The 21377-nt window shown below is 53.5% G+C and carries 15 protein-coding genes; 11 read left to right on the plus strand and 4 right to left on the minus strand.

Features of this window, described 5'->3' with window-relative positions; translation table 11 throughout:
* Positions 1–56 precede the first annotated feature (56 nt).
* The gene (locus FYJ60_RS04975) at positions 57–1118 is read left to right on the plus strand and encodes an undecaprenyldiphospho-muramoylpentapeptide beta-N-acetylglucosaminyltransferase (RefSeq protein WP_154457497.1); all 1062 of its coding nucleotides are present in this window, start codon (positions 57–59) and stop codon (positions 1116–1118) included.
* Between the two features lie 137 nt (positions 1119–1255).
* Here the strand turns inward: FYJ60_RS04975 and FYJ60_RS04980 are convergent, their stop codons facing one another.
* Positions 1256–1669 carry an HIT family protein gene (locus FYJ60_RS04980; RefSeq protein ID WP_154457498.1) on the minus strand — a complete coding sequence of 138 codons (414 nt, stop codon included), beginning with the start codon at positions 1667–1669 and terminating at the stop codon, positions 1256–1258.
* A 279-nt stretch (positions 1670–1948) separates the two neighbouring features.
* Here FYJ60_RS04980 and FYJ60_RS04985 point away from each other — a divergent pair, with 279 nt between their 5' ends.
* The 3 genes from FYJ60_RS04985 (at position 1949) to FYJ60_RS04995 (ending at position 8057) form a co-directional block, all read left to right on the plus strand.
* On the plus strand, positions 1949–5536 hold the full coding sequence (locus tag FYJ60_RS04985) for an ABC transporter ATP-binding protein/permease (RefSeq protein WP_154457500.1): 3588 nt from the start codon (positions 1949–1951) through the stop codon (positions 5534–5536).
* Between the two features lie 190 nt (positions 5537–5726).
* A complete protein-coding gene (locus FYJ60_RS04990) occupies positions 5727–7340 on the plus strand; it encodes an MBL fold metallo-hydrolase RNA specificity domain-containing protein (protein WP_154457502.1) in 1614 nt (537 codons plus the stop codon).
* 18 nt (positions 7341–7358) lie between these two features.
* Entirely contained in the window at positions 7359–8057 is a 699-nt protein-coding gene (locus FYJ60_RS04995) for a 5'-methylthioadenosine/adenosylhomocysteine nucleosidase (protein WP_154457504.1), read from the plus strand.
* Positions 8058–8062: 5 nt separating this feature from the next.
* Here the strand turns inward: FYJ60_RS04995 and FYJ60_RS05000 are convergent, their stop codons facing one another.
* On the minus strand, positions 8063–8332 hold the full coding sequence (locus tag FYJ60_RS05000; RefSeq protein ID WP_154457506.1) for a hypothetical protein: 270 nt from the start codon (positions 8330–8332) through the stop codon (positions 8063–8065).
* Positions 8333–8480: 148 nt separating this feature from the next.
* Here FYJ60_RS05000 and FYJ60_RS05005 point away from each other — a divergent pair, with 148 nt between their 5' ends.
* The 3 genes from FYJ60_RS05005 to FYJ60_RS05015 all read left to right on the plus strand — a co-directional run bounded on the left by FYJ60_RS05005 (position 8481) and on the right by FYJ60_RS05015 (position 14654).
* Positions 8481–10772, plus strand: a complete 2292-nt coding sequence (locus FYJ60_RS05005) for a hydratase (RefSeq protein WP_154457507.1) — start codon at positions 8481–8483, stop codon at positions 10770–10772.
* A 682-nt stretch (positions 10773–11454) separates the two neighbouring features.
* Complete coding sequence (locus tag FYJ60_RS05010; protein WP_154457509.1) at positions 11455–11742, plus strand: hypothetical protein; 288 nt, start codon at positions 11455–11457, stop codon at positions 11740–11742.
* A gap of 290 nt (positions 11743–12032) precedes the next feature.
* Positions 12033–14654 carry a cysteine peptidase family C39 domain-containing protein gene (locus tag FYJ60_RS05015; RefSeq protein WP_154457511.1) on the plus strand — a complete coding sequence of 874 codons (2622 nt, stop codon included), beginning with the start codon at positions 12033–12035 and terminating at the stop codon, positions 14652–14654.
* A gap of 196 nt (positions 14655–14850) precedes the next feature.
* Here the strand turns inward: FYJ60_RS05015 and rd are convergent, their stop codons facing one another.
* Positions 14851–15009 (minus strand): rubredoxin, encoded by a 159-nt coding sequence (gene rd / locus FYJ60_RS05020; RefSeq protein WP_154457513.1) that lies wholly within the window; start codon positions 15007–15009, stop codon positions 14851–14853.
* Positions 15010–15159: 150 nt separating this feature from the next.
* On the opposite strand from rd, the gene hisA reads away from it, so the two are divergent.
* A complete protein-coding gene (gene hisA, locus FYJ60_RS05025; protein ID WP_154457515.1) occupies positions 15160–15936 on the plus strand; it encodes a phosphoribosylformimino-5-aminoimidazole carboxamide ribotide isomerase in 777 nt (258 codons plus the stop codon).
* A gap of 21 nt (positions 15937–15957) precedes the next feature.
* Here the strand turns inward: hisA and FYJ60_RS05030 are convergent, their stop codons facing one another.
* Positions 15958–17508 carry a PucR family transcriptional regulator gene (locus tag FYJ60_RS05030; RefSeq protein WP_205838965.1) on the minus strand — a complete coding sequence of 517 codons (1551 nt, stop codon included), beginning with the start codon at positions 17506–17508 and terminating at the stop codon, positions 15958–15960.
* 322 nt (positions 17509–17830) lie between these two features.
* Between FYJ60_RS05030 and FYJ60_RS05035 the strand changes: the two genes are divergently transcribed.
* The 3 genes from FYJ60_RS05035 (at position 17831) to FYJ60_RS05045 (ending at position 21089) form a co-directional block, all read left to right on the plus strand.
* Positions 17831–18643 (plus strand): methyltetrahydrofolate cobalamin methyltransferase, encoded by an 813-nt coding sequence (locus FYJ60_RS05035; protein ID WP_154457519.1) that lies wholly within the window; start codon positions 17831–17833, stop codon positions 18641–18643.
* 79 nt (positions 18644–18722) lie between these two features.
* Positions 18723–19364 carry a cobalamin B12-binding domain-containing protein gene (locus FYJ60_RS05040; protein WP_154457521.1) on the plus strand — a complete coding sequence of 214 codons (642 nt, stop codon included), beginning with the start codon at positions 18723–18725 and terminating at the stop codon, positions 19362–19364.
* Positions 19365–19481: 117 nt separating this feature from the next.
* Positions 19482–21089: an ASKHA domain-containing protein gene (locus FYJ60_RS05045; protein WP_154457523.1), complete on the plus strand. Its 1608-nt coding sequence runs from the start codon at positions 19482–19484 to the stop codon at positions 21087–21089.
* The last annotated feature ends 288 nt before the right edge of the window (positions 21090–21377 follow it).

Raw genomic sequence — 21377 nt, forward strand, 5'->3', positions numbered from 1 at the left:
CCGGAGAACGGAAGCCGGTCGTCCGCCCTGAACTAGTCTGGAACAGGAGAAAATGTATGAAGCGTATTGTACTTACAGGCGGCGGAACAGCGGGGCATGTAACACCGAACATCGCGCTGATACCGGGGCTGAAGGAAAGAGGGTATGAGATTTTTTATATCGGTTCCTACAACGGGATCGAGAAAAAACTGATTGAGGATCTGAACATTCCCTATTATGGCATTTCGACCGGAAAACTCAGAAGATATTTTGACCTGAAAAATATTTCCGATCCGTTCCGTGTGCTGAAGGGGATTCATGAGGCCAGGCAGATCCTGAAGAAGATCCGGCCGGATATTGTTTTTTCCAAGGGAGGCTTTGTGGCAGTTCCGGTTGCGCTGGCAGCCAATAACCTGAAAATCCCGCTTCTGATTCATGAATCGGATATGACTCCCGGCCTGGCGAACCGAATCTGTATCCCCTATGCGGTCAAGGTCTGCTGCAATTTTCCGGAAACCAGGGACAGCCTGCCGGAAGGCAAGGCTTTTGTGACGGGAACGCCCATCCGCCAGGAGCTGCTGCACGGGGACGCGGACGCGGGAAGAGAGTTCTGCGAGTTTAACACGGAAAAGCCGGTGCTGATGGTCATCGGAGGCAGCCAGGGATCCGTATTTGTGAATACAAAAATCCGGGAAGCCCTGCCGGAACTGCTGAAAAACTGGCAGGTGGTCCATCTGTGCGGGAAGGGAAATCTGGATGAATCGCTGGACCATACGGCGGGTTACAGGCAGTATGAATATATCAAAGAGCAGCTTCCGGACCTGTTCGCCATGGCAGATGTGGTGGTTTCCCGCGCCGGGGCAAACGCCATCTGCGAAATCAGCGCCCTGGCAAAGCCGAATCTGCTGATTCCGCTTGGAACAAATGCCAGCCGCGGGGACCAGATTCTGAATGCGCGTTCGTTTGAAAAACAGGGGTACAGTATTGTACTGGAGGAGGAAAATCTGACAGAGGAGTCTCTCCTGGAGGCGGTCGGAAAGCTCTATGAGAACAGAGAAACATACATAAAAGCAATGCAGGGCAGCAGTCATACGGATTCTATCCGGGTGATCCTGCAGTTAATTGACAATTACTCCTGAAAAACAGCAGATGATAAAGTCAGCAGGCTGTTTGTCATCTATACACAGAAAACGCCGTCGGAGCGGAAACATGTCCTGCCCCGGCGGCACTTCTTTTTAAACGGCCAGTTCTTGGTATAGGCATCCGAAAGAGTCCGTCAGCCTTTCAGTCCTTCTGCTTTTTTCAGTATTTCGTCCCTGTCGCTGTCAGAGAGGCTGCCCGGCTTCCAGGTGATTCCGGCATGATCGTCCCGGTAACGGGGGATCAGGTGGATGTGAAAGTGGGGAACGGTCTGTCCGGCCGCTTCTCCGTTGTTCTGGACAATATTATATCCGTCACACGGGAGCGCCTCCTTCATATAGGAGACGATTTTTTTGGCCAGAATGAAGGCCTTTGCCGCTGTTTCATCCGGAACCTCACAGAGATTTGCGTAGTGCTGCTTTGGAACAATCAGAGCGTGGCCTTTTGTGGCAGGACCGAGATCCAGAAACACCCGGAAAGTCTCGTCCTCATAAATGGTGGCGGAAGGGATTTCGCCGTTGGCTATTTTACAGAAGATACAGTCACTCATCGCTTTTCCTTTCTTTGGCGCTGCTTCGCCGTGTATTTTTCATTCCCAGACCGGAGGCGCCGGCACGGTGTGATGCAGGAATCCGTCCCTCCGGCATTCCCAGTATAATCCGCATCGCCGAGCAGTTTCAAGTATGTGCGTTTGGAACCGCCCTCGAAAATTTTATCCTTTGTTTCGTATTTTTTTATTCATAAATCACCGATTGTATAGTAAGATCATGATTCATGGGGGAAACAGGCAGTTCAAAAGGAATCTGAATCGTCAGGAAAAGAGGAATTTATGCTTCAGATCAAGGATATCAGCAAGGAATACCGGACAGGGGATCTGGTGCAGAAGGCGCTGGATCACGTCAGCCTGGAACTTCGGGACAGTGAATTTGTTGCGGTCCTGGGTCCCAGCGGCTCCGGGAAAACCACGCTGCTGAATATAATAGGAGGACTGGATCGTTACGACAGCGGAGACCTGATTATTAACGGGATCTCCACAAAAAAATACAAGGACAGGGACTGGGATTCTTACCGGAACCACACGATTGGTTTTGTATTTCAGAGCTACAACCTGATTATGCATCAGAGTGTCCTTGCCAACGTCGAGCTTGCGCTGACCATTTCCGGCATCTCCGGCAGCGAGAGAAAACAGAAGGCGGAGGAGGCTCTCCGCCGTGTGGGGCTTGACGGGCAGGAGCACAAAAAGCCGTCGCAGCTTTCCGGCGGACAGATGCAGAGGGTTGCCATAGCGCGTGCGCTGGTCAACGACCCGGATATTGTGCTGGCGGATGAACCGACCGGCGCCCTGGACACGGAGACCAGCATCCAGGTAATGGATATTCTGCAGGAGATCGCAAAAGACCGCCTGGTTGTTATGGTTACGCACAATCCGGATCTGGCAAGGCGGTATGCAACCAGAATCGTAAACATCCGGGACGGAAAAATTCAGTCGGACACCAATCCTCCGGAAAACAGGCAGGAGGAAGAGACGGCGGTGCACAAAAATCTGGGAAAAGCATCCATGTCCTTCTTCACGGCTCTGTCCCTGAGCGGCAACAACCTCCGGACAAAGAAGGCCAGGACACTGCTGGTTTCCTTTGCCGGGTCCATAGGAATCATCGGCATCGCGCTGATTCTCGCCCTCTCCAGCGGGGCTAACCGGTTTATCCAGACGCAGGAGGCGGAGACGCTTTCTCTGTATCCGCTGCAGATAGAAAAAACAGGATATGACCTGATGTCGCTGATGCAGAACACGAGCGGCAGTATGTTTGGAGGAAACAGCGGAGATACCTATACAGACAAGGTGGGCGTGGAAGAAACCGCAAACCAGCTGCTTACGGAGGTAAGCACAAACGATCTGGGCTCCCTGAAAACGTTTCTGGACAGTGACAGCAGCGGAATACAGGAGTATGTCAATGCCATTGAATACAGCTATGGGATCACGCCCCAGATTTACAGCCTGGACGGAGATACCGCAGAGCAGATGAATCCGAATCATATGTTTGACTCGATTTCTTCCGGAAGCATGGACATTACCGGAATGATGACCGGTTCCCTGGGTATGGATTTTTTCAGCGGGCTTCCCCGGTCCGAGGAGCTGTATAAGGATTCCTATGACCTGAAAGCCGGGCACTGGCCGGAGAAGGACACGGACCTTGTCCTGGTTCTGAATTCCGAGGGGAAGGTCAGCGATATTCTTCTCTATGCGGTCGGGCTGAGGGATAAAAAGGAACTGGAGCAGCGGATTCAGGATTTTACAGACGGAAAAGAGAGCGGGAAGACAACCGTCAGCAGCTCATCCTCCGGGGACGGAGCCGTCTATTCCTACGATGATTTTCTGGGCCGCAGCTTCCGGCTGGTTAATTCCTGTGATTACTATACCTATGACGATACCTACGGTGTGTGGACCGATCACAGCCCGGATCAGGATTTTGTACAAAATCTGGTGAAAAACGGGAAAAAGCTGACCATCACCGGAATTGTCCAGCCGAAGGAGGGGACGCTGGCGGAGGTTCTGGAGACCGGAATCGCCTATTCTCCGTCGCTGGAGCAGGAACTGATCCGGGCGGCGGCGCAGAGTGATGTGGTGAAGGATCAGCTGAAAAATCCGGAAATCAATGTACTGACCAGGAAGAAGTTTTCGGATGAAAACGCTTCTTCGGATATGGATCTGAGCAAGCTGTTCTCGGTGGATGAGAATGCTCTTCAACAGGTGTTTTCCGCCAACGCGGAGTCCGTCTCGCCGGAAAGCCTGAATATGGACCAGATCCTCGGAAACCTGAATCTTCAGAATTTGGATTTCAGCAGCCTGAACCTGGAGGACAGCCTGGATGCCTCCTCTGTTCAGAATGCCCTGTCAGGGCTGGAGGGGATGGATCTGGAAAACCTGCTCTCCAAGGTGAAGATTCAGGCGACCGGCGAACAGCTGCAGAACCTGTTTACGGAGGCGGCGAAGGGGTATCTGGAAAACGCGTCCGGGGATCCGTCCACAGACTATTCCAGGCTGGGCAGCACGTTTGTGGAGTATCTGCAGACGGAAGACGGGAAAAACGCCGTCCAGTCGGAGATGCAGAAAATTCTCGATGCCAACAAGGAGAACCTGATTACCAGGGACGATGTGGTCCAGATGGCGATGGATATTTTTTCCGGATATTCTGCCTATATCCAGGAACATCCGACGGACAACCCGCTCAGCTCCGAAACCTTCCAAAACTGGCTGGCCTCTTCCGACGCGGAGGAAACGGTCAGCGCTGCGGTTTCATCCATTGCGGATAAGCTGAGCCGGATCACCGTCACGCAGGAACAGGCGGCATCCATGGCCGGGGTGCTGCAGCAGGGCTACGATGCCTGGGCAGCCCAAAACGGAGCCCCGGAGCTGTCGAAGGTTCCGGATTCGTTTGCCGCCTATCTGCAGTCCGAGGATGCGCAGAAGCTCCTTCTGGAAGCGGCCGGCCAGATGATTGACACCAGCCAGCTGCAGGGCGCCCTTGCGGACACCCTGGAAAGTACGGTAAGCACGCTGGTTCAGACACTTACCTCGCAGATCGGAAGCGCGATTACTTCCGCCATGACCGGGATGGCCGGACAGTTGGAGCAGGCGCTCGCAAGTGCCATGGATCAGACGGTGAGTGCGATTTCCGAAAATATCACGAACATGTTCCAGGTTGACCCGGATCAGCTGGCGTCCGCGTTTCGCGCGAATATGGACGCGGGACAGCTGCAGGAGCTGATGTCCTCGATGATGGAGGGAAGCAGCAGCTCGCTGGAAAATAATCTGACTGCCCTGGGGTATGCCGATACGGAGGAACCGTCCGGCATCCGTATTTATCCGAAGGACTTCAAGGCAAAAAATGAAGTGGTAAATATTCTGAATTCCTATAACGAGCGGATGCGGCAGGAAGGACAGGAGGACAAGGTGATTACTTACACGGATATGGTTACCGCGATGATGTCCTCGGTCACCAGGATTATCGACACCATCAGCTATATCCTGATCGCGTTTGTGGCGATCTCGCTGATTGTTTCTTCTATCATGATCGGTGTCATTACCTATATCAGTGTCCTGGAGAGAAGGAAGGAGATCGGAATTCTACGTGCCCTGGGAGCCTCCCGGCACAATGTCGCGCAGGTGTTTAACGCCGAGACCTTTATTACCGGACTTCTGGCCGGAGTCATAGGCGTAGGGCTTACGCTGCTGCTTACCATACCGGCAAACGCGCTGATCCTGCGTGTAACCGGCCAGGAAATTCACGCGGCACTGCCGGCGGCTTCGGGCGCGGCCCTGATTGCGCTCAGTGTCGTGCTGACGATGATTGCGGGTCTCATTCCTTCCCGCAAGGCATCCCGGAGCGATCCGGTGACAGCGCTGCGGAGTGAGTGACCGCGGGGCATTGAGTTTCCTCTCTGTCTATTTTATACTGTAGATATGTTTTAAGGCACCGGCGCAGAAGCTGCGCGGCAGCGCGCGGATGCGGGACGGAACCGCAGGCCGGTGCCGGCAAATCCGGCAGGGGATGCCGGGCAGCAGGGCAACAGGCAGATAACAGACAGGTACGGACAGGGGGCTTGCTATGAAGCTGATGTTTATCGGGGCCGATCACGAGGTGACCGGAAGCTGTTACTATCTGGAAGCAGCCGGAAAGAAATTTCTTGTGGACTGCGGCATGGAGCAGGGAGAGAATGCTTTTGAGAATAAACCGATTCCGGTACCTGCGTCAGAGCTGGATTTTGTTCTTCTGACCCACGCGCATATTGATCATTCGGGGAATCTTCCCAGACTGTACGCGCAGGGATTCCGGGGTCCGGTTTACGCCACTGACGCCACGGCGGACCTCTGCGACATTATGCTCCGTGACAGCGCGCATATCCAGGAGTTTGAGGCCGAGTGGCGCAACAGAAAGGGCAGAAGGGCAGGAAAAGAGGAATTTATCCCGGCCTATACCATGGAGGACGCCATCGGCCTGATCCGCCAGCTGGTTCCGGAGCATTACGATACGATTTTTTCACTGGCGGAGGGCATTACGGCAAGGTTTGCGGATGCCGGCCATCTGCTGGGTTCGGCAAGCATAGAGCTGTGGCTTCAGGAGGGGTCGGTTCAGAAAAAACTCGTATTTTCCGGGGATATCGGCAATCTGAACCAGCCGCTGATCCGGGATCCCTCTTATCTGAAAAAGGCGGATTATGTGGTCATGGAATCCACCTACGGAGACCGCAGCCACGAGGTTCCGCCGGACTATGTACAGGCTCTGGCAGAGGTGCTTCAGAGAACCTTTGACCGGGGCGGAAACGTTGTTATCCCTTCCTTTGCCGTCGGGCGGACACAGGAGATGCTTTACTTTATCCGCCAGATCAAGGAGCAGAAGCTGGTCAGCGGGCACGGGAATTTCCCGGTGTATGTGGACAGTCCCCTGGCGATCGAGGCGACAACGGTTTTTGACGGCCATAAAATGGACTGCTATGATGAGGAAGCCTCTGACCTGGTCCGCCAGGGAATCAACCCGCTGCAGTTTCCGGGGCTCCGGACGTCCGTCACGACGGAGGAATCCAGGGCGATTAACGAGGATGAGACCCCGAAGGTGATCATCTCTGCCAGCGGCATGTGTGACGCAGGCAGGGTCAAACATCACCTGAAGCATAACCTGTGGCGGAGGGAGTGCACAATCCTGTTTGTCGGCTACCAGGCAGTCGGAACGCCGGGCAGGGCGCTGGTCGAGGGTGCCGATAAGGTGAAGCTGTTCGGAGAGGAGATTGCCGTGAAGGCGGAGATCCGGGTGCTTCCCGGCGTCAGCGGGCACGCGGATAACAAAGGGCTGATGAAGTGGGCCTCTTCCTTTACCGAAAAACCGGAGAAGGTATTTGTCTGCCACGGGGAAGACCAGGTGACAGAGCTGTTTGCCGGACGTCTGCGGGACGAGCTTGGCTATGATGCCTGCGCTCCTTACAGCGGGACGGAGTTTGACCTTGCCGCCGGAGTCATGACGGTGGAAGCCGGTCCGGTGCGGCTGGAAAAGAAAGCGGGAGCTGCCGGGACAGCCGGACGGAAGGCAAACACGGTATTTGACCGCCTGGTTGCGGCGGGACAGAGACTGATGACGGTCATCCGGCACAATGAAGGCGGAGCCAACAAGGATCTGGCCCGGTTTGCGGATCAGATCAACGCGATGTGTGAGAAATGGGACCGCTGAAAAGAAAAAGGAGAAGCGATGAGTGTAATCGGAATTATCGGAGCCATGGAAGAAGAAGTGGCGGATCTGAAAGCGGAAATGTCAGAGGTAACAATCCGGAAGAAAGCCGGTATGGAATTTTACCGAGGCGTCCTGGAGGGACATCCGGCGGTGGTTGTGCAGAGCGGGGTGGGAAAGGTGAATGCCGCTGTCTGCACGCAGATCCTTGCGGATGATTTTCATGTGGACTATCTGCTGAATACCGGAATTGCGGGAAGCCTTCAGAACAGCATTGATATCGGAGATATTGTGATCTCCGTGGACGCGGTTCAGCACGATATGGACGCGACGGTCTGGGGCTATCAGCCGGGGCAGGTGCCGGGCATGGAAACCTATATCTTCCCCGCCTCGGAGAAGCTAATCCGTCTGGCGGAGGAAGTGAATGAAAAAGTAAATCCGGATATTCATTCCTTCCGGGGAAGAATTGTCAGCGGCGACCAGTTTATTTCGGATCCGGAAGTGAAGGAGAAGCTGGTGTCAGAATTCCAGGGCTGCTGTGCGGAAATGGAGGGCGCAGCCATTGCGCAGACGGCGTGGCGGAACGGAATACCGTTTGTCATCCTGCGCGTCATCTCCGACAAGGCAGACGGAAGCGCCGTGGCGGACGACAATACCTTCACCGGGGATTGTGTCCGGCACTGCCTGCGCCTTGTCCGTGGAATGGTAAAGAAGCTGTAAACGGATCACCCGTCTTCTTCCAGGATCTGCAGTTCCAGGAAATCAAAGGAAATGGTTTCCCCGACAAAGCAGTCCTGGGTGAAGCGGGTTTTTTTATGGGTCCGGAATTCCCGGATGTTCAGGTCCAGCCAGACGGGGACGCTGAGATCCCATGCGCTGCAGATTTCTTCCAGAGCGTGAAATATTTTATGGGTGCGTGTATCATCACTGCTGTCCGTTACCGTGTAATCTCTCAGCATGTGATTGTTTTTCATCATTTTTCCCCAGATGCGCATCAATGGCCTCTTTCTGCTGTCTTGCGAAAAGAAGGACAGACTTTTATAATGTGAGTGTTAACTGCAGTGCCCGTGCAGGAATTTCTGTTTAGAGAGTAAGGCAGAAGCGGCGGGTAAGTCAAGCGGCGTTACAGGAGGTTAAAAAAGCATGATTGAATTACAGAACGGCGGGGCATACCTGGTCAGAGGCAGTGATGTTGTGCCGGACGGGCCGGAGGCGGCTGCCAGAATACAGTCCCTTACCGGAAAAACACCGGATCAGAAGGAAGCGGCCCGGAATACCATAGCGTATCGTATCCTGGAAGCACATAATACTTCCGGAAATATGGAACAGCTGAAGATAAAATTCGACAAGATGATTTCTCATGATATCACGTTTGTCGGCATCATCCAGACCGCCAGGGCATCCGGCCTGGAAAAATTCCCCATACCCTATGTGCTGACAAACTGCCATAATTCCCTCTGCGCGGTCGGCGGAACGATTAACGAGGATGACCACATGTTCGGCCTTTCCTGCGCCAAGCGCTACGGCGGGGCCTATGTGCCTCCCCATCAGGCGGTCATTCACCAGTACGCCAGAGAGATGATGAGCGGGGGCGGAAAAATGATCCTCGGATCCGATTCCCACACACGCTACGGCGCCCTGGGAACCATGGCAATGGGAGAAGGCGGTCCGGAGCTGGTGAAACAGCTTCTGAACAGGACTTATGATATTCCCATGCCCGGCGTGGTGGGCGTCTATCTGACAGGAAAACCGGTGCCGGGTGTGGGTCCTCAGGATATCGCCCTTGCCATCATCGGCGCGGTGTTTGAGAAAGGATATGTAAAGAATAAGGTGATGGAATTTGTCGGACCGGGCGTTTCCTCCCTCTCGGCGGATTACCGGATCGGCGTGGATGTCATGACCACAGAGACTACCTGCCTCTCCTCCATCTGGAGAACTGACAGCATTATCCGTGACTATTACGAGGAACACGGACGCCCGGAGGAATACCGGGAGCTGAATCCGGGAGAGATTGCCTATTACGACGGCATGATTACCGTAGAGCTGGACAAGATCCGTCCGATGATCGCCATGCCCTTCCACCCCAGCAACGTTTACACCATAGAGGAATGCAACGCCAACCTGGAAGATATTCTGGATGATGTGGAAAAACGCGCGCAGGTATCTCTGGACGGGAAGGTGGATTTCCATCTGAAGAACAAGATCCATAACGGAAAGCTGCTGGTGGACCAGGGTATTATCGCAGGCTGCGCGGGCGGCGGATTTGAAAACATCTGTGACGCGGCAGACATTCTCCGCGGGCAGTATATCGGCTGCGATGATTTCACGCTCAGCGTTTATCCGGCCAGCGCGCCGATCTATACGGAGCTGGCAAGAAACGGTGTCCTTGCGGACCTGATGGAGACCGGGGCGGTTGTCAAGACGGCATTCTGCGGACCCTGCTTCGGCGCGGGAGACACACCGGCAAACGGAGATCTCTCCATCCGTCATTCCACCAGAAACTTCCCGAACCGGGAGGGCTCCAAGGTGCAGAACGGACAGATTGCCTCGGTGGCGCTTATGGACGCGCGGTCCATCGCGGCGACGGCTGCAAACAAGGGATACCTGACTCCGGCCACGGAATTTGCCGGGGAATACCGCAAACCGCTGTATCACTTTGACAGCAATATTTACGCGCACCGCGTATTTGACAGCCACGGAAAAGCGGATCCTTCCGTCCCGGTCCGCTTCGGACCGAATATCAAGGACTGGCCGTCCATGTCCGCCCTGCCGCGGAATCTGATCCTCAAGGTGGTTTCCGAGATCCACGATCCGGTAACAACAACCGACGAGCTGATTCCCTCCGGAGAGACATCCTCCTATCGTTCCAACCCGCTGGGGCTGGCGGAGTTTGCGCTATCCAGAAAGGATCCGCTGTATGTCGGACGCGCGAAGGAAGTGCAGAAAGCACAGAAGGCACTGGAGGCAGGGGATGATCCGCTGGAGGCTCTTCCGGAGCTGAGGCCTGTCCTGGAAACCATTGACGGGGCGCTGCCCGGAAAAATGAAAGAAGGGTATGGCGTGGGTTCCACCATTTTTGCCGTGAAACCCGGAGACGGTTCGGCCAGAGAGCAGGCGGCGTCCTGCCAGAAGGTACTGGGAGGCTGGGCAAACATCGCGAATGAGTACGCCACCAAGAGATACCGCTCCAACCTGATCAACTGGGGCATGCTTCCCCTGCTGGCTGCACAGGGAGATCTTCCCTTCGCGAACGGCGATTACCTGCTTCTTCCCGATATCCGCAAGGCGCTGGAAGAGAAGGCGGATGTGATTCAGGCGTACTGCGTCGGGACAGAGCTGAAACCCTTTGATCTGCGGATTGGCGCGCTGACCGACGACGAGAGGCAGATCATCCTGGACGGATGCCTGATCAATTACTACAGAAATCAGAAGTAAAACAGAGTGAATTTTTTACCGGGGATGCCGCTCCCACTGACAGGGAGAGGGCATTCCCGGTTTTTCTGTCCGGAGAAGAGCCGTAAGCCTGACCTTAGCCGGCTCCCGGGGATGCGGGCGCGGCAGGAGCCCGGAGGGGGGGATCTGAAGAAAGAAAAATATTCAGAATAATATGTAATATTGGAATAATAAAAAGACGACATCTGATATAAACTAAATAAATACAAAAAAATAAAGATAAATCGGAAATGAGTATTGACAAAATCTTTGGTATCTGCTATTTTATAGTCACATCAAATCAATGGTGTCACATCTCCAGCAGATGTGGTTGTTATCCTGAGACAGAACTTCAGGGTGATGACAAATCATAAATAAAGGAAAAGGAGGTACAGACCATTGGGAAACACTCCACCGGCAACAGATCCTCAATATGAGAGCGGTATTGCATAGCAAATCCCCGCGAGAAAGACCTTTTAGCTGATTTGTATGAGTAAGATGCGTATCCGTATTCTTTGGAAACGGAGCCATATATGTGAAAGGTAATGTGTAGCTGGCAACTCATATTGAGTAATACCGAAAAAATGGAAAGAAAACACAATCGGCTGTGTAAAGAAACAGCTGGTTCCGGCATCCCGGAAAGGGACTGTACAGCAGGGTATCCGGGTAGGAAATAAGCTCATGAGTGACCGAGAACGGAAAAGGCGTGGGCGATCACAGGAAGGAACAGCGAATGGGCATCCGGTACGGAAGGGAGGATGACCGCTTTCCGCGGAAGGGAAGGGGCATTGTCATCCGGACAGGAATGGCTCAGGAGAATCCGGCAAATGTTTCGCGCATGAACCATCCGGTAAGGAAGAGTTTATGGATATCCGATGAGGGAACGCTGGACAGAGACCGAATAAGGGCAATGCGGCAGGGGTTTTGTTTCCAAAGTCCCGGAGACAGGGACAGAGATCACAGAACTTTCTAAGTAAGAATGAAAAAACTTACGAGCAGGGATGGAACTGGAAGATCTTAATATATTAAGACGGAAAGAAAAGGAATAACTGTAAATTGAATATTGAACCAGGTATATAGGCGGGACTGTGATCAGAGAGATGGTTGCAGTCCCGCTTTTTTCTCTTGCCGATTCTCCCGATACTGATTAGAATAGAACAGTGCCGGAGAGGATGCTTTCGGGCCGCGGCCTGCAGGGAAAGGGCCGGCAGCCCGCGGACATCGGGTGTTGTGCCCGGCGGATCAACGGGAGAGTATATTGACATGAAAAAAATAATCGGGAAAATATTCCTGCTGCTGGCCGTTTTTCTGGTCTGTGTGGCAGGCTTTTCGCATAGAGTGAACCGGAAAACAACGGTGCAGAAAACGGACAGCCAGGAGGCGACGCTTCCGCTGGCATATATGCTGATTGACGGGAAAGCGGTCAATGAGATGACCGGCTATACACTGGAACTGGGAGAGAACGAAGAAAGGGAGAGTCTTACTCCGCTCCCGACCGACCGCACGCTTACCGTGGAACTGCAGAATTTTGACCGGCAGATTCAGGGATTGAGCTACCAGGTTACCTCTCTTTCGGACGGAAGTCTGGTGGAAAACGGCCAGCTCCGCACTCAGGCGCAGGACGGAATGCTGCAGGGAACCTTTACCCTGCAGAATACCATCAGGCTTGACCAGGAGTATTCGCTTCGGTTTACCGCGGATCTCGGAAACGGCAAGAATGTCTATTATTACACCCGCATTCTCCAGGCCGGAGGGATTGATCTTGGCAATTACCTGAACTTCACGGAGAATTTTTACAAGAGCGCGCTGAATAAGCAGTCATCTGTGGATCTGGTTGATTATCTGGAGTCGGATGATACGGCCTCCAACAGCAGTTTTTTTGATGTAAATCTTCATTCCAGTCTGTCTCAGGTTTCCTGGGAGGACACGGAACCGCAGCTGGTGCAGCAGGCTGTTCCCACCATTGTGGCAGTCAATTCGACGACGGTCAGCATCAGCCTGAAATACATCATCTGTATGGATCCTAACAAGGATGTTTCCGGTCAGTCGGAAAGCTTCTCTGACACAGCGGCGGACGCGTCGTCATCCGCGGATGAGGGCGGAGAATCCGTCCGTTCCGATTCTACTTCGGGGACGGACAGCAATGTGACCTATGCGGCGGATTACGGCAGCTCCGACAGTCAGATGGAGTATTATACGGTTCAGGAATACTATCGCCTCCGCTACTCCCAGGACGATATGAGTCTGCTGGATTTCCGGCGCTCTGCCGAGCAGGTTTTCAATCCGGCACTTGCCGGTTTTACCGCCACAACGCTGAATCTGGGGGTTCAGGACAGAACCCTGCAGTATAAGTCTAACCAGGCGGGGGATATCACTGCCTTTGTGGCGAACGGGGAACTCTGGTCCTATAACCAGAGCGCGGGGAAGGCCGTCCGGGTGTTCAGTTTCCGCAGCAACATCGGAGTGGCTGCCGCCTCCCGGTCAGCGACGCCGGACAACCGACAGGAGAACAAAAATCACGAGATCAAAATCGAGCAGGTTTCCGAGAACGGGGATATTATTTTCCTTGTCTACGGCTACATGGCGGCCGGTTCCCACGAGGGCAGCATGGGTCTGCTGGTCTGCAGGTATCAGGCGGAGACGGGGACGGTGAGCGAGGAAGTATTCCTTCCCCTTGCGCAGAGCTTTACTACCTTGAGCAGGAATATCTCCAGGCTGTGTTATATCGACAGCAGCAACCAGCTGTATCTGTTTTTGAACAGTGAAATCTGCAGGGTCAGCCTGGAGGACGGCTCCTACAGTATCGTACAGTCCGGGATAGAGCCGGAGTGCTTTATGGCCGCGCAGTCAGAGGGGATTGTTGCCTGGATGGACGGAAGCGATCCTCTACAGACGGACACGATTACCTGGATGGATCTGACAACCGGAAAAAGCCGACAGCTGCAGGCCGCGGAGGGAGAAAAGCTGCGCGCCCTCGGCTTCGCCGGAAATGACCTAGCGTACGGGAAGGAAAAGGACGAGAATATCCTGACCGACGCGCTGGGAAATGTAGAGGCAGGCATGTATGAAATCTGCATCGAAAATATGGACGGCGAGGTGAAAAAGGATTTCTCCAGGGACGGACAATATGTGACGGACGTCTCCTGGGAGAACGGCTCTCTGAATATGACCCTGAGCACTCTCGGGGACGACGGTTACACCGAGGCCGGCACGGATCATATTATGAACAACAGCGCCAGTGAGAATACAGTTTCAGTATCCACCGTGACAAATGCCCGCGTAGGGGAGCAGGTTACCCTTGTGTTCCCGCAGGCTGATCAGACAGAAAATCTGGAGAGCGGATACGCGGAGCTCCTGACGGCGGAGAACGGATCGGAGACAGTTCTGGAGTGGCCGCCGGCGGAGGAAAAACTCTATTATGTCTATACAGACGGGCAGCTGGTGTCCGTGACAGCCAGCTCCGCAAGTGCCGTTGCGCTGGCGGACAGCGGAAACGGATTCGTCCTGAATTCCGCGCAGCAATATGTTTACGAGAGAGGAAACTGGAACACCACGGCGATGCTGGATGTGGACAGAATTTCTTCCGGACTTCTCTCTGCGCCTCTGGATGTCCAGAAGTTCCAGGAAGCTGTCGGCGACGGGTACGAAGTCATTAACCTGACCGGTTCCGAGGAGGATGTGCTGAAGTATTATCTGAATAAGGGGTATCCGGTAGTGGCGCAGGGAAGCGGCGCCGTATGGCTGATTGTCGGATATGATACGGAGAATTTCTGGATTTATGACGCCTCGGCGGACAATAAGGTAAAGGCGATTGCCACAGACGATACGACAAAGGCATTTGAGGATACAGGAAAGAAATATCTGACCTGCGTGAGCGTTCCGTGACGGTCAGGGCAGTTTAAGAACTGCCCCTGTCCGGGGCTGAGGACAGACAAAAAACGGCTGATTTTGAGACGAAAAAGGAACCTCCGTACCCCCTCAGGGTGCAAGAGGTTCCTTGTGTACAAAGACTGCGCGACCGCAGCCGGGCGGCGTTCTTCCAGACCGTTTTTCCAAATCGAAGAAAACCGCCGGAAATGTTTTATTCCACCGGAGAGAATTCTTCTTTGGATGCGCCGCAGACGGGGCATACCCAGTCTTCAGGAAGATCCTCGAAAGCAGTTCCGGGAGCGATTCCATTGTCCGGATCGCCTTCCGCGGGATCGTAAACGTAGCCGCAGGGTCCACATTCGTATTTCATCTTGCACGTTCTCCTTTCTTAAGATTCCGTTTGATAACAGACCGCCTTCTTGTTCCGGAAAAGAACGGGGCGCGGCAGATGGCGCGGCGCCCGCCGACGGTCGTTTCACCTAGTATACAGCATCCCTCAGGGGCAGGCAAGGAGGAAGAATTGGAATTCAGGCCATGTATTGATATTCATAACGGCAGGGTAAAACAGATTGTCGGCGGAAGCCTGCGGGACGAAGGAAATGCCGCGGAAGAAAATTTTGTTTCGGAGAAGGACGCGGGGTGGTATGCCTCTTTTTACCGGGAAAAGGGACTGAGGGGCGGCCATATCATCCTTCTGAATCCTGCAGATTCCGCGTACTACGCGCAGACCCGGAAACAGGCGGAGCTTGCGCTGTCCGCCTGGCCGGGCGGACTGCAGGTCGGAGGGGGAATTACGGCGGAGAATGCCGCGGATTTTCTGGAGGCGGGAGCCAGCCATGTCATTGTGACGTCCTACGTTTTCCGGGACGGCAGGGTCAGCTGGGAAAATCTGGAAAGGCTTGTTTCCGAGGCTGGCCGGGAGCATCTGGTGCTGGACCTCAGCTGCAGAAAAAAAGACGGCGGCTACTATATCGTTACCGACCGCTGGCAGAAATTTACGGATGTTGCAATCACAGCGGAAACCATAGCAAGGCTGCAGGGCTTCTGTGACGAGTTTCTGATCCATGCCGCGGATGTAGAGGGAAAGAAAAACGGGGTGGAACAGGATCTGGTCTCGCTCCTGGGACGGCTGGACACGGTGCCGGTTACCTATGCGGGCGGCGTCGGAAGCTATGAAGACGTCCGCCGGATAAAGGCAGCCGGAAAAAACCGGCTGAATGTCACGGTCGGAAGTGCGCTGGATCTGTTCGGCGGTCCGCTTTCCTTTGAGAAAATACTGCAGATCTGCAGGGAATAATGAGGAAAAAGGTAGAACTTCTCAGATATAGGTCACCTGTGTCATTTCCTTGTCTTTCAGATCCAGGATGCGGAAGGACAGAAGCAGGTAAAAAAGCTCATCCTCGTTATTAAAATCAATGGGAACAATCTCCTGAATCCGCTCCAGACGGTATAGGAAGGTGCTGCGGTGTATGAACAGCTTTCTGGCGCTCTGCACCGCGTTTTTTTCGCTCTCCAGGTAGGTGCGCAGGGTCTCGCAGTAGTCGGAATGATGTTTTTCGTCATACCGGCGCAGGGTCAGAAGCTTCTGCGAGACAACCATGTGGCTCGGCATATCACGGATGCAGCAGTCGCACAGGTAGGTCAGGGATACGTCCTCGAAACGATGAACCCACCGGTAATTCTCATACTTATTTCCGATTTCCTGTGCGGTTCTTGCCTGGAGGTAGCTGTAGCGCAGGTCGATCGTTCCCTGTATGCTGCTGCTTGCTCCTGTTTTCAGAAGACTGTCTCGCAGGAAGGGAGTCAGTGCCGTCAGAAGCTGGTCCATTGTCCGGTCATGGCGGGAAAGGTTGACAAAAACCAGAATGTCATCCCCGTAGGGGAAGGCACAGGAGCCCTTGACCATCTCTTCCAGGTAGCGGCAGAGATAATTTCCGGATAACCCTTCTTCGTTATCCACGGAGCGGGTGAGAGAGAGGCAGCAGTAGTAATGGCTGGAAAACCACCCGTACTCGGAGAGCTGGTTGTCGATCGCCGTGTAGTCCGTCAGCCTTTCCATAATGATGTCTTCCAGAATTTTGCCAAGAGAGTGCCCGGACCCGGAGCGCGCCTCCTCGTTTCGCTGCAGAACGGCCTGCAGGTATTCGGACAGATGCGCCAGAAGGGCGGCCTGCTCGCTGGAGAGCGGCGTCAGCTCCTCGGAAAGCATGACGCGGCAGGAGAAAACGCCGTGCTCAAAGAGATTGACGCAGAGCTGGCGGCTGCCGGTGTAATAGGAAGGCATCAGAAAAGGCTCTTTTTTATTTTGAAGCTCCCGGTATTCAGGATCCAGTTTTTCCGCGCTGGCGGTGTCAAAACCGACGGCCGGATCAATCAGATGATGAAGGGCTGCGTTCTCATCTATGACAGAGGAGTGCGCCAGAAGAGAAAAATCGGATGCCTGGACAAGAACCGGATTCCCGAAAACCGGGAAGCTGCAGTCCAGCATGGAGGTGAGGTTGTTTCCCTTCCGGAGAAGATCCTTCAGCTGCTCATCCCAGCGGTCATAGCGGTCGAAAATTTCCTGGATTTTATTGAACAGACCTGTTACCGAGGCGGAATCCGGAATGCGGATCAGGTTGGCGGAGTGAAGCACGCGCAAAAAGTTTGTCTCTCTGTGGAAAAAAACAAGGGTGTTTTCGGGAAGCGCCTGCCGGGGAAGGGTTTCCGGAAGAGATTCGCAGAGGCAGACGTGTCCCGCGGGCCACGTGTCCTGGGAACCGAGAAATAAAGGCCTTCCCAGTGTCAGGGTGGCAGGAAGAGACTCCGGCTCCGTGTCCGGAAAAAAATCAGCCAGGTTTTTTACGACGATCTGAGCACTCAGCAGCATGAAAAATCCTTTCATTTCCTTCGAAATATCCGGATCTGGTTTTGAAAAAACAGAATCACGTGTGTCAATAAGTCCCTCCGCCGCCTGCATACAGGTATGCGCGGGGTCGGACTTCCAACAGGGTAATTAAAACATCACAAAAAAATCCGGACAAGTTCACAAATGACTTAATACATATTGTATGAATTGGATGAATAAAAGTCAACAAATATGCGGATTATAGATAGGAGGAGTTTTTGTTATACTTATCTTTGTGTAGAGGATACGTGGAAGGGTTACAGCAAAAACGAAATCTTTCTATGTTTATTTGGAGGTAAAACAAATGATTGTAATCGGCGAGAAGATCAACGGTTCTATCCCCGCAGTGGCGGAGGCAATAGCCAAGAGGGATTCTGATTTCATCAAGGAGCGCGCAAAAATCCAGGCGGCTGCCCATGCGGATTATATCGACTGCTGCGCATCTGTTCCGGAGTCCGAAGAGGTCGAGACTCTGAAGTGGATGATTGACTGCATCCAGGATGTGACAGATATTCCGATTGCGGTAGACAGTCCGAGCCCCAGAGTATTAAAGGAAGTTTTCCCGTACTGCAAGAAACCGGGTATCATCAATTCCGTATCCGGAGAGGGCGATAAGATTGATATTATTTTTCCGGCGATCGCAGATACTGACTGGCAGGTGATTGCGCTCTGCAGTGATGATACCGGAATTCCCAAGACGGCAGATGACCGGCTCCGTGTGTTCCATCACATCATGGACAAGGCGAAGGAATTTGGCATCAAGCCGAGCCGTATCCACATTGATCCGCTGATCGAGATGCTCTGCACCTCCGAGGACGGAATTGCCATGGTAGAGGAGGTTATGCACACCATTCGTGAGGAGTATCCGGATATCCATATCACCGGGGCAGTCAGCAATATCTCCTTTAATCTGCCGGCACGTAAGCTGGTGAACATCGGATTTACGGTTCTGGCTATGAAGGCCGGACTGGACAGCGCTATTTTCGATCCGACCAACCGCGACCTGCTTGGCGTTGTTTACGCGACAGAGGCTCTGCTCGGCAATGATGACTACTGCATGGAGTATATCGAGGGCTACAGAGACGGGCTGTACGGAAAACAGCCGGCAAAAGCCTGACAGGATTTCGATAATATAATCTTCCGCGGAAAGAAGATTGTATGTATAAAAACAAATTTTTATTACGGAGGGTAAAAAAATGTCTAAGATTGATGAAGTTGCTGAACTGGTAGAAAAAGGACGCGCGAAAAAGGTTGGCGCAGCGGTTCAGGAAGCTCTGGACGCAGGATGTGACCCCAATGAAATTCTTCAGAAGGGCATGATCGACGCAATGGGCGTTGTCGGCGAGAAATTCAAAAACAACGAGATCTTCGTTCCGGAAATGCTGGTAGCCGCAAAGGCTATGAAGATGGGTGTAGAGGTTCTGAAACCGCATCTTGCAAGCGGCGCAACAGGAGCTCTCGGAAAAGTTATCATCGCGACCGTCGCAGGCGATCTGCATGATATCGGCAAGAACCTGGTAGCTATGATGATCGAGTCCGCAGGATTCACAGTGATTGACCTTGGCGTTGATGTTCCGATCGACAAGATCATCGAGGCTGTAAATGAGAACCCGGATGTTAAGATTGTCGCTCTGTCTGCCCTGCTGACAACCACCATGCCTTCTCTGCGTGACACGGTAGCTGCCCTGAACGGCGCTCCGTTCCGCAAGAACATCAAGGTTATGGTCGGCGGCGCTCCAATCACCCAGGAGTTTGCTGATGAGATCGGTGCAGACGGATATTCCGAGGATGCGGCATCCGCAGCAGTTCTGGCCAAGAAGCTGGTAGGCGCAGAATAAATCGTTTTCTCCTTCGTATGGAGGGAAACGGATAACGAAAAATAATAGCGGGACTGCTGTACCGGGATTTCCGTGCAGCCGCTCCCGCCTTTTTATTTGTGAATGGTGGACAAGAGAATGAGCAAAACATTTACAGTAACTTTTCTGCCTCAGAAGAAAAAAACAGAGGTACCGGAGGGAACGACGATTCTTGCTGCGGAACAGATGGCGGGACTGGAGCCGGACGCTCCCTGCGGCGGAAACGGAAAATGCGGAAAGTGCAGGGTGGAAATCCTGGAGGGGAAGAAGACCGGCGTCGTGCTTGCCTGCCAGACACCGGTGGATTCTGACATGAAGGTGGACACCATGCTTCAGGAGAAGGTTCAGAGGATTCTGGCGGAAGGCAAAACCCGCTCGGTTCCGGTAGATCCAGGAATCGCGCTGACGGACCGGGATTCCGGCAGGCCGTACTATCTGATGGCTTTCGATATCGGGACGACGACGGTGGTCGGCTATCTGCTTGACGGAAAGGACGGGCATGAGGCAGGGGTTGCCAGTATGATGAATCCCCAGCATCAGTTCGGAGCGGATGTGATCTCAAGGGCCAATTATGTCCTGGAAAACGGCGGAGGGCAGATGCGGAAGGTCATCGTGGATGCGCTGAACCAGCTGATTGGAAAGGCTTGCGCAGACGCGGGAATTCTGCGTGAGGATATTATTCAGATTTCCATTGTGGGAAATACCTGCATGCATCATCTGTTTCTGGGAATTTCTCCGGATTCTCTTGTCCATGCTCCCTACGTACCTGCAGTGAAAGAGGGAATGATCATTACGCCGGAAAAGGCAGGACTGAAGATGAATCCGGCGGGAAGAGTGCTGATTCTGCCGAATATCGCCGGTTTTGTGGGCGCCGATACGGTCGGATGCATGCTCTGTGTAGCTTTTGACCAGCTGGATAAGATGACGCTCATGCTGGATATCGGAACCAACGGCGAGCTTGTCATGGGAAATAAAAAGAAGATGGTTACAACTTCTACAGCCGCAGGCCCTGCTTTTGAGGGCGCGAAAATCGAGTGCGGAATGAGAGGTTCCCGCGGGGCGGTCAGCCATCTGAAAACAGAGGATGGAAAGATTGTCCTGGAGGTAGTGGACCACGCCAAACCTATCGGAATCTGCGGATCCGGCCTGATTGACATTCTTGCCTTCCTGATCCGTTATGGATTTGTAGACAGCTATGGCGGCTTCTGTGACGCGGACGAGCTGGAAGATCCCCTGGCGAAAGCGGAAAGCTGGAGACTGCAGGAAATTGACGGGAAGCCGGCATTTGTGCTTTTTCCCGCGGAGAAAACCGGAAATGGGGCTCCTGTTTATATCAGCCAGAAGGATATCCGGGAAGTCCAGCTGGCAAAGGGCGCGATCGCCGCAGGCATCCAGATTATGACAGAAAAACTGGGCATCCGTCCCGAAGACATTCAGCAGGTATTTCTTGCCGGCGCCTTCGGAAATTATATGGACGCCGGGAATGCCTGTGAGATCGGGCTAATTCCCTATGAACTCCGGGACAGGATCATTCCGATCGGCAATGCTGCCGGCGAGGGCGCCAAGCTGGCCTGCATCAACCAGGGAGAATACCGTTATGCCTGCAGAATGGCGGAGGAAGCGGAATTTATTGAGCTGGCGACGGAGAGTGAGTTCCAGGATGTCTTTGTGGATAAGCTTGAATTTTCCAGGGCTGTGGAACATTGATACCTTGAAGCACGGACAGAGACGGCTGCAGGGTACAGGAAAAGATTTTACGGAAAGGGGTGTCGTTTGGGCGGCGTCCTTTTCTTTTTTTTACCGGGAAGTGCTTTTCGGCGGAACGCTGGGACAAACAATTTTCGGTCTGTCCGGCGGCGCCGCGATTTCGGAAAATGCCGGAAGAAAAGCGAGGCATAAAGCGGGATGCGGATGCCCCGGTTGCCGAAAACGGTATGAATTGCTATAATGTTCCCATTGCAAAAGGCAGAACATGATACGGAAAGCAGTACCCCG

The organism is Bilifractor porci (assembly GCF_009696005.1).
In the GTDB taxonomy this organism is placed as follows: Bacteria; Bacillota; Clostridia; order Lachnospirales; family Lachnospiraceae; genus Bilifractor; species Bilifractor porci.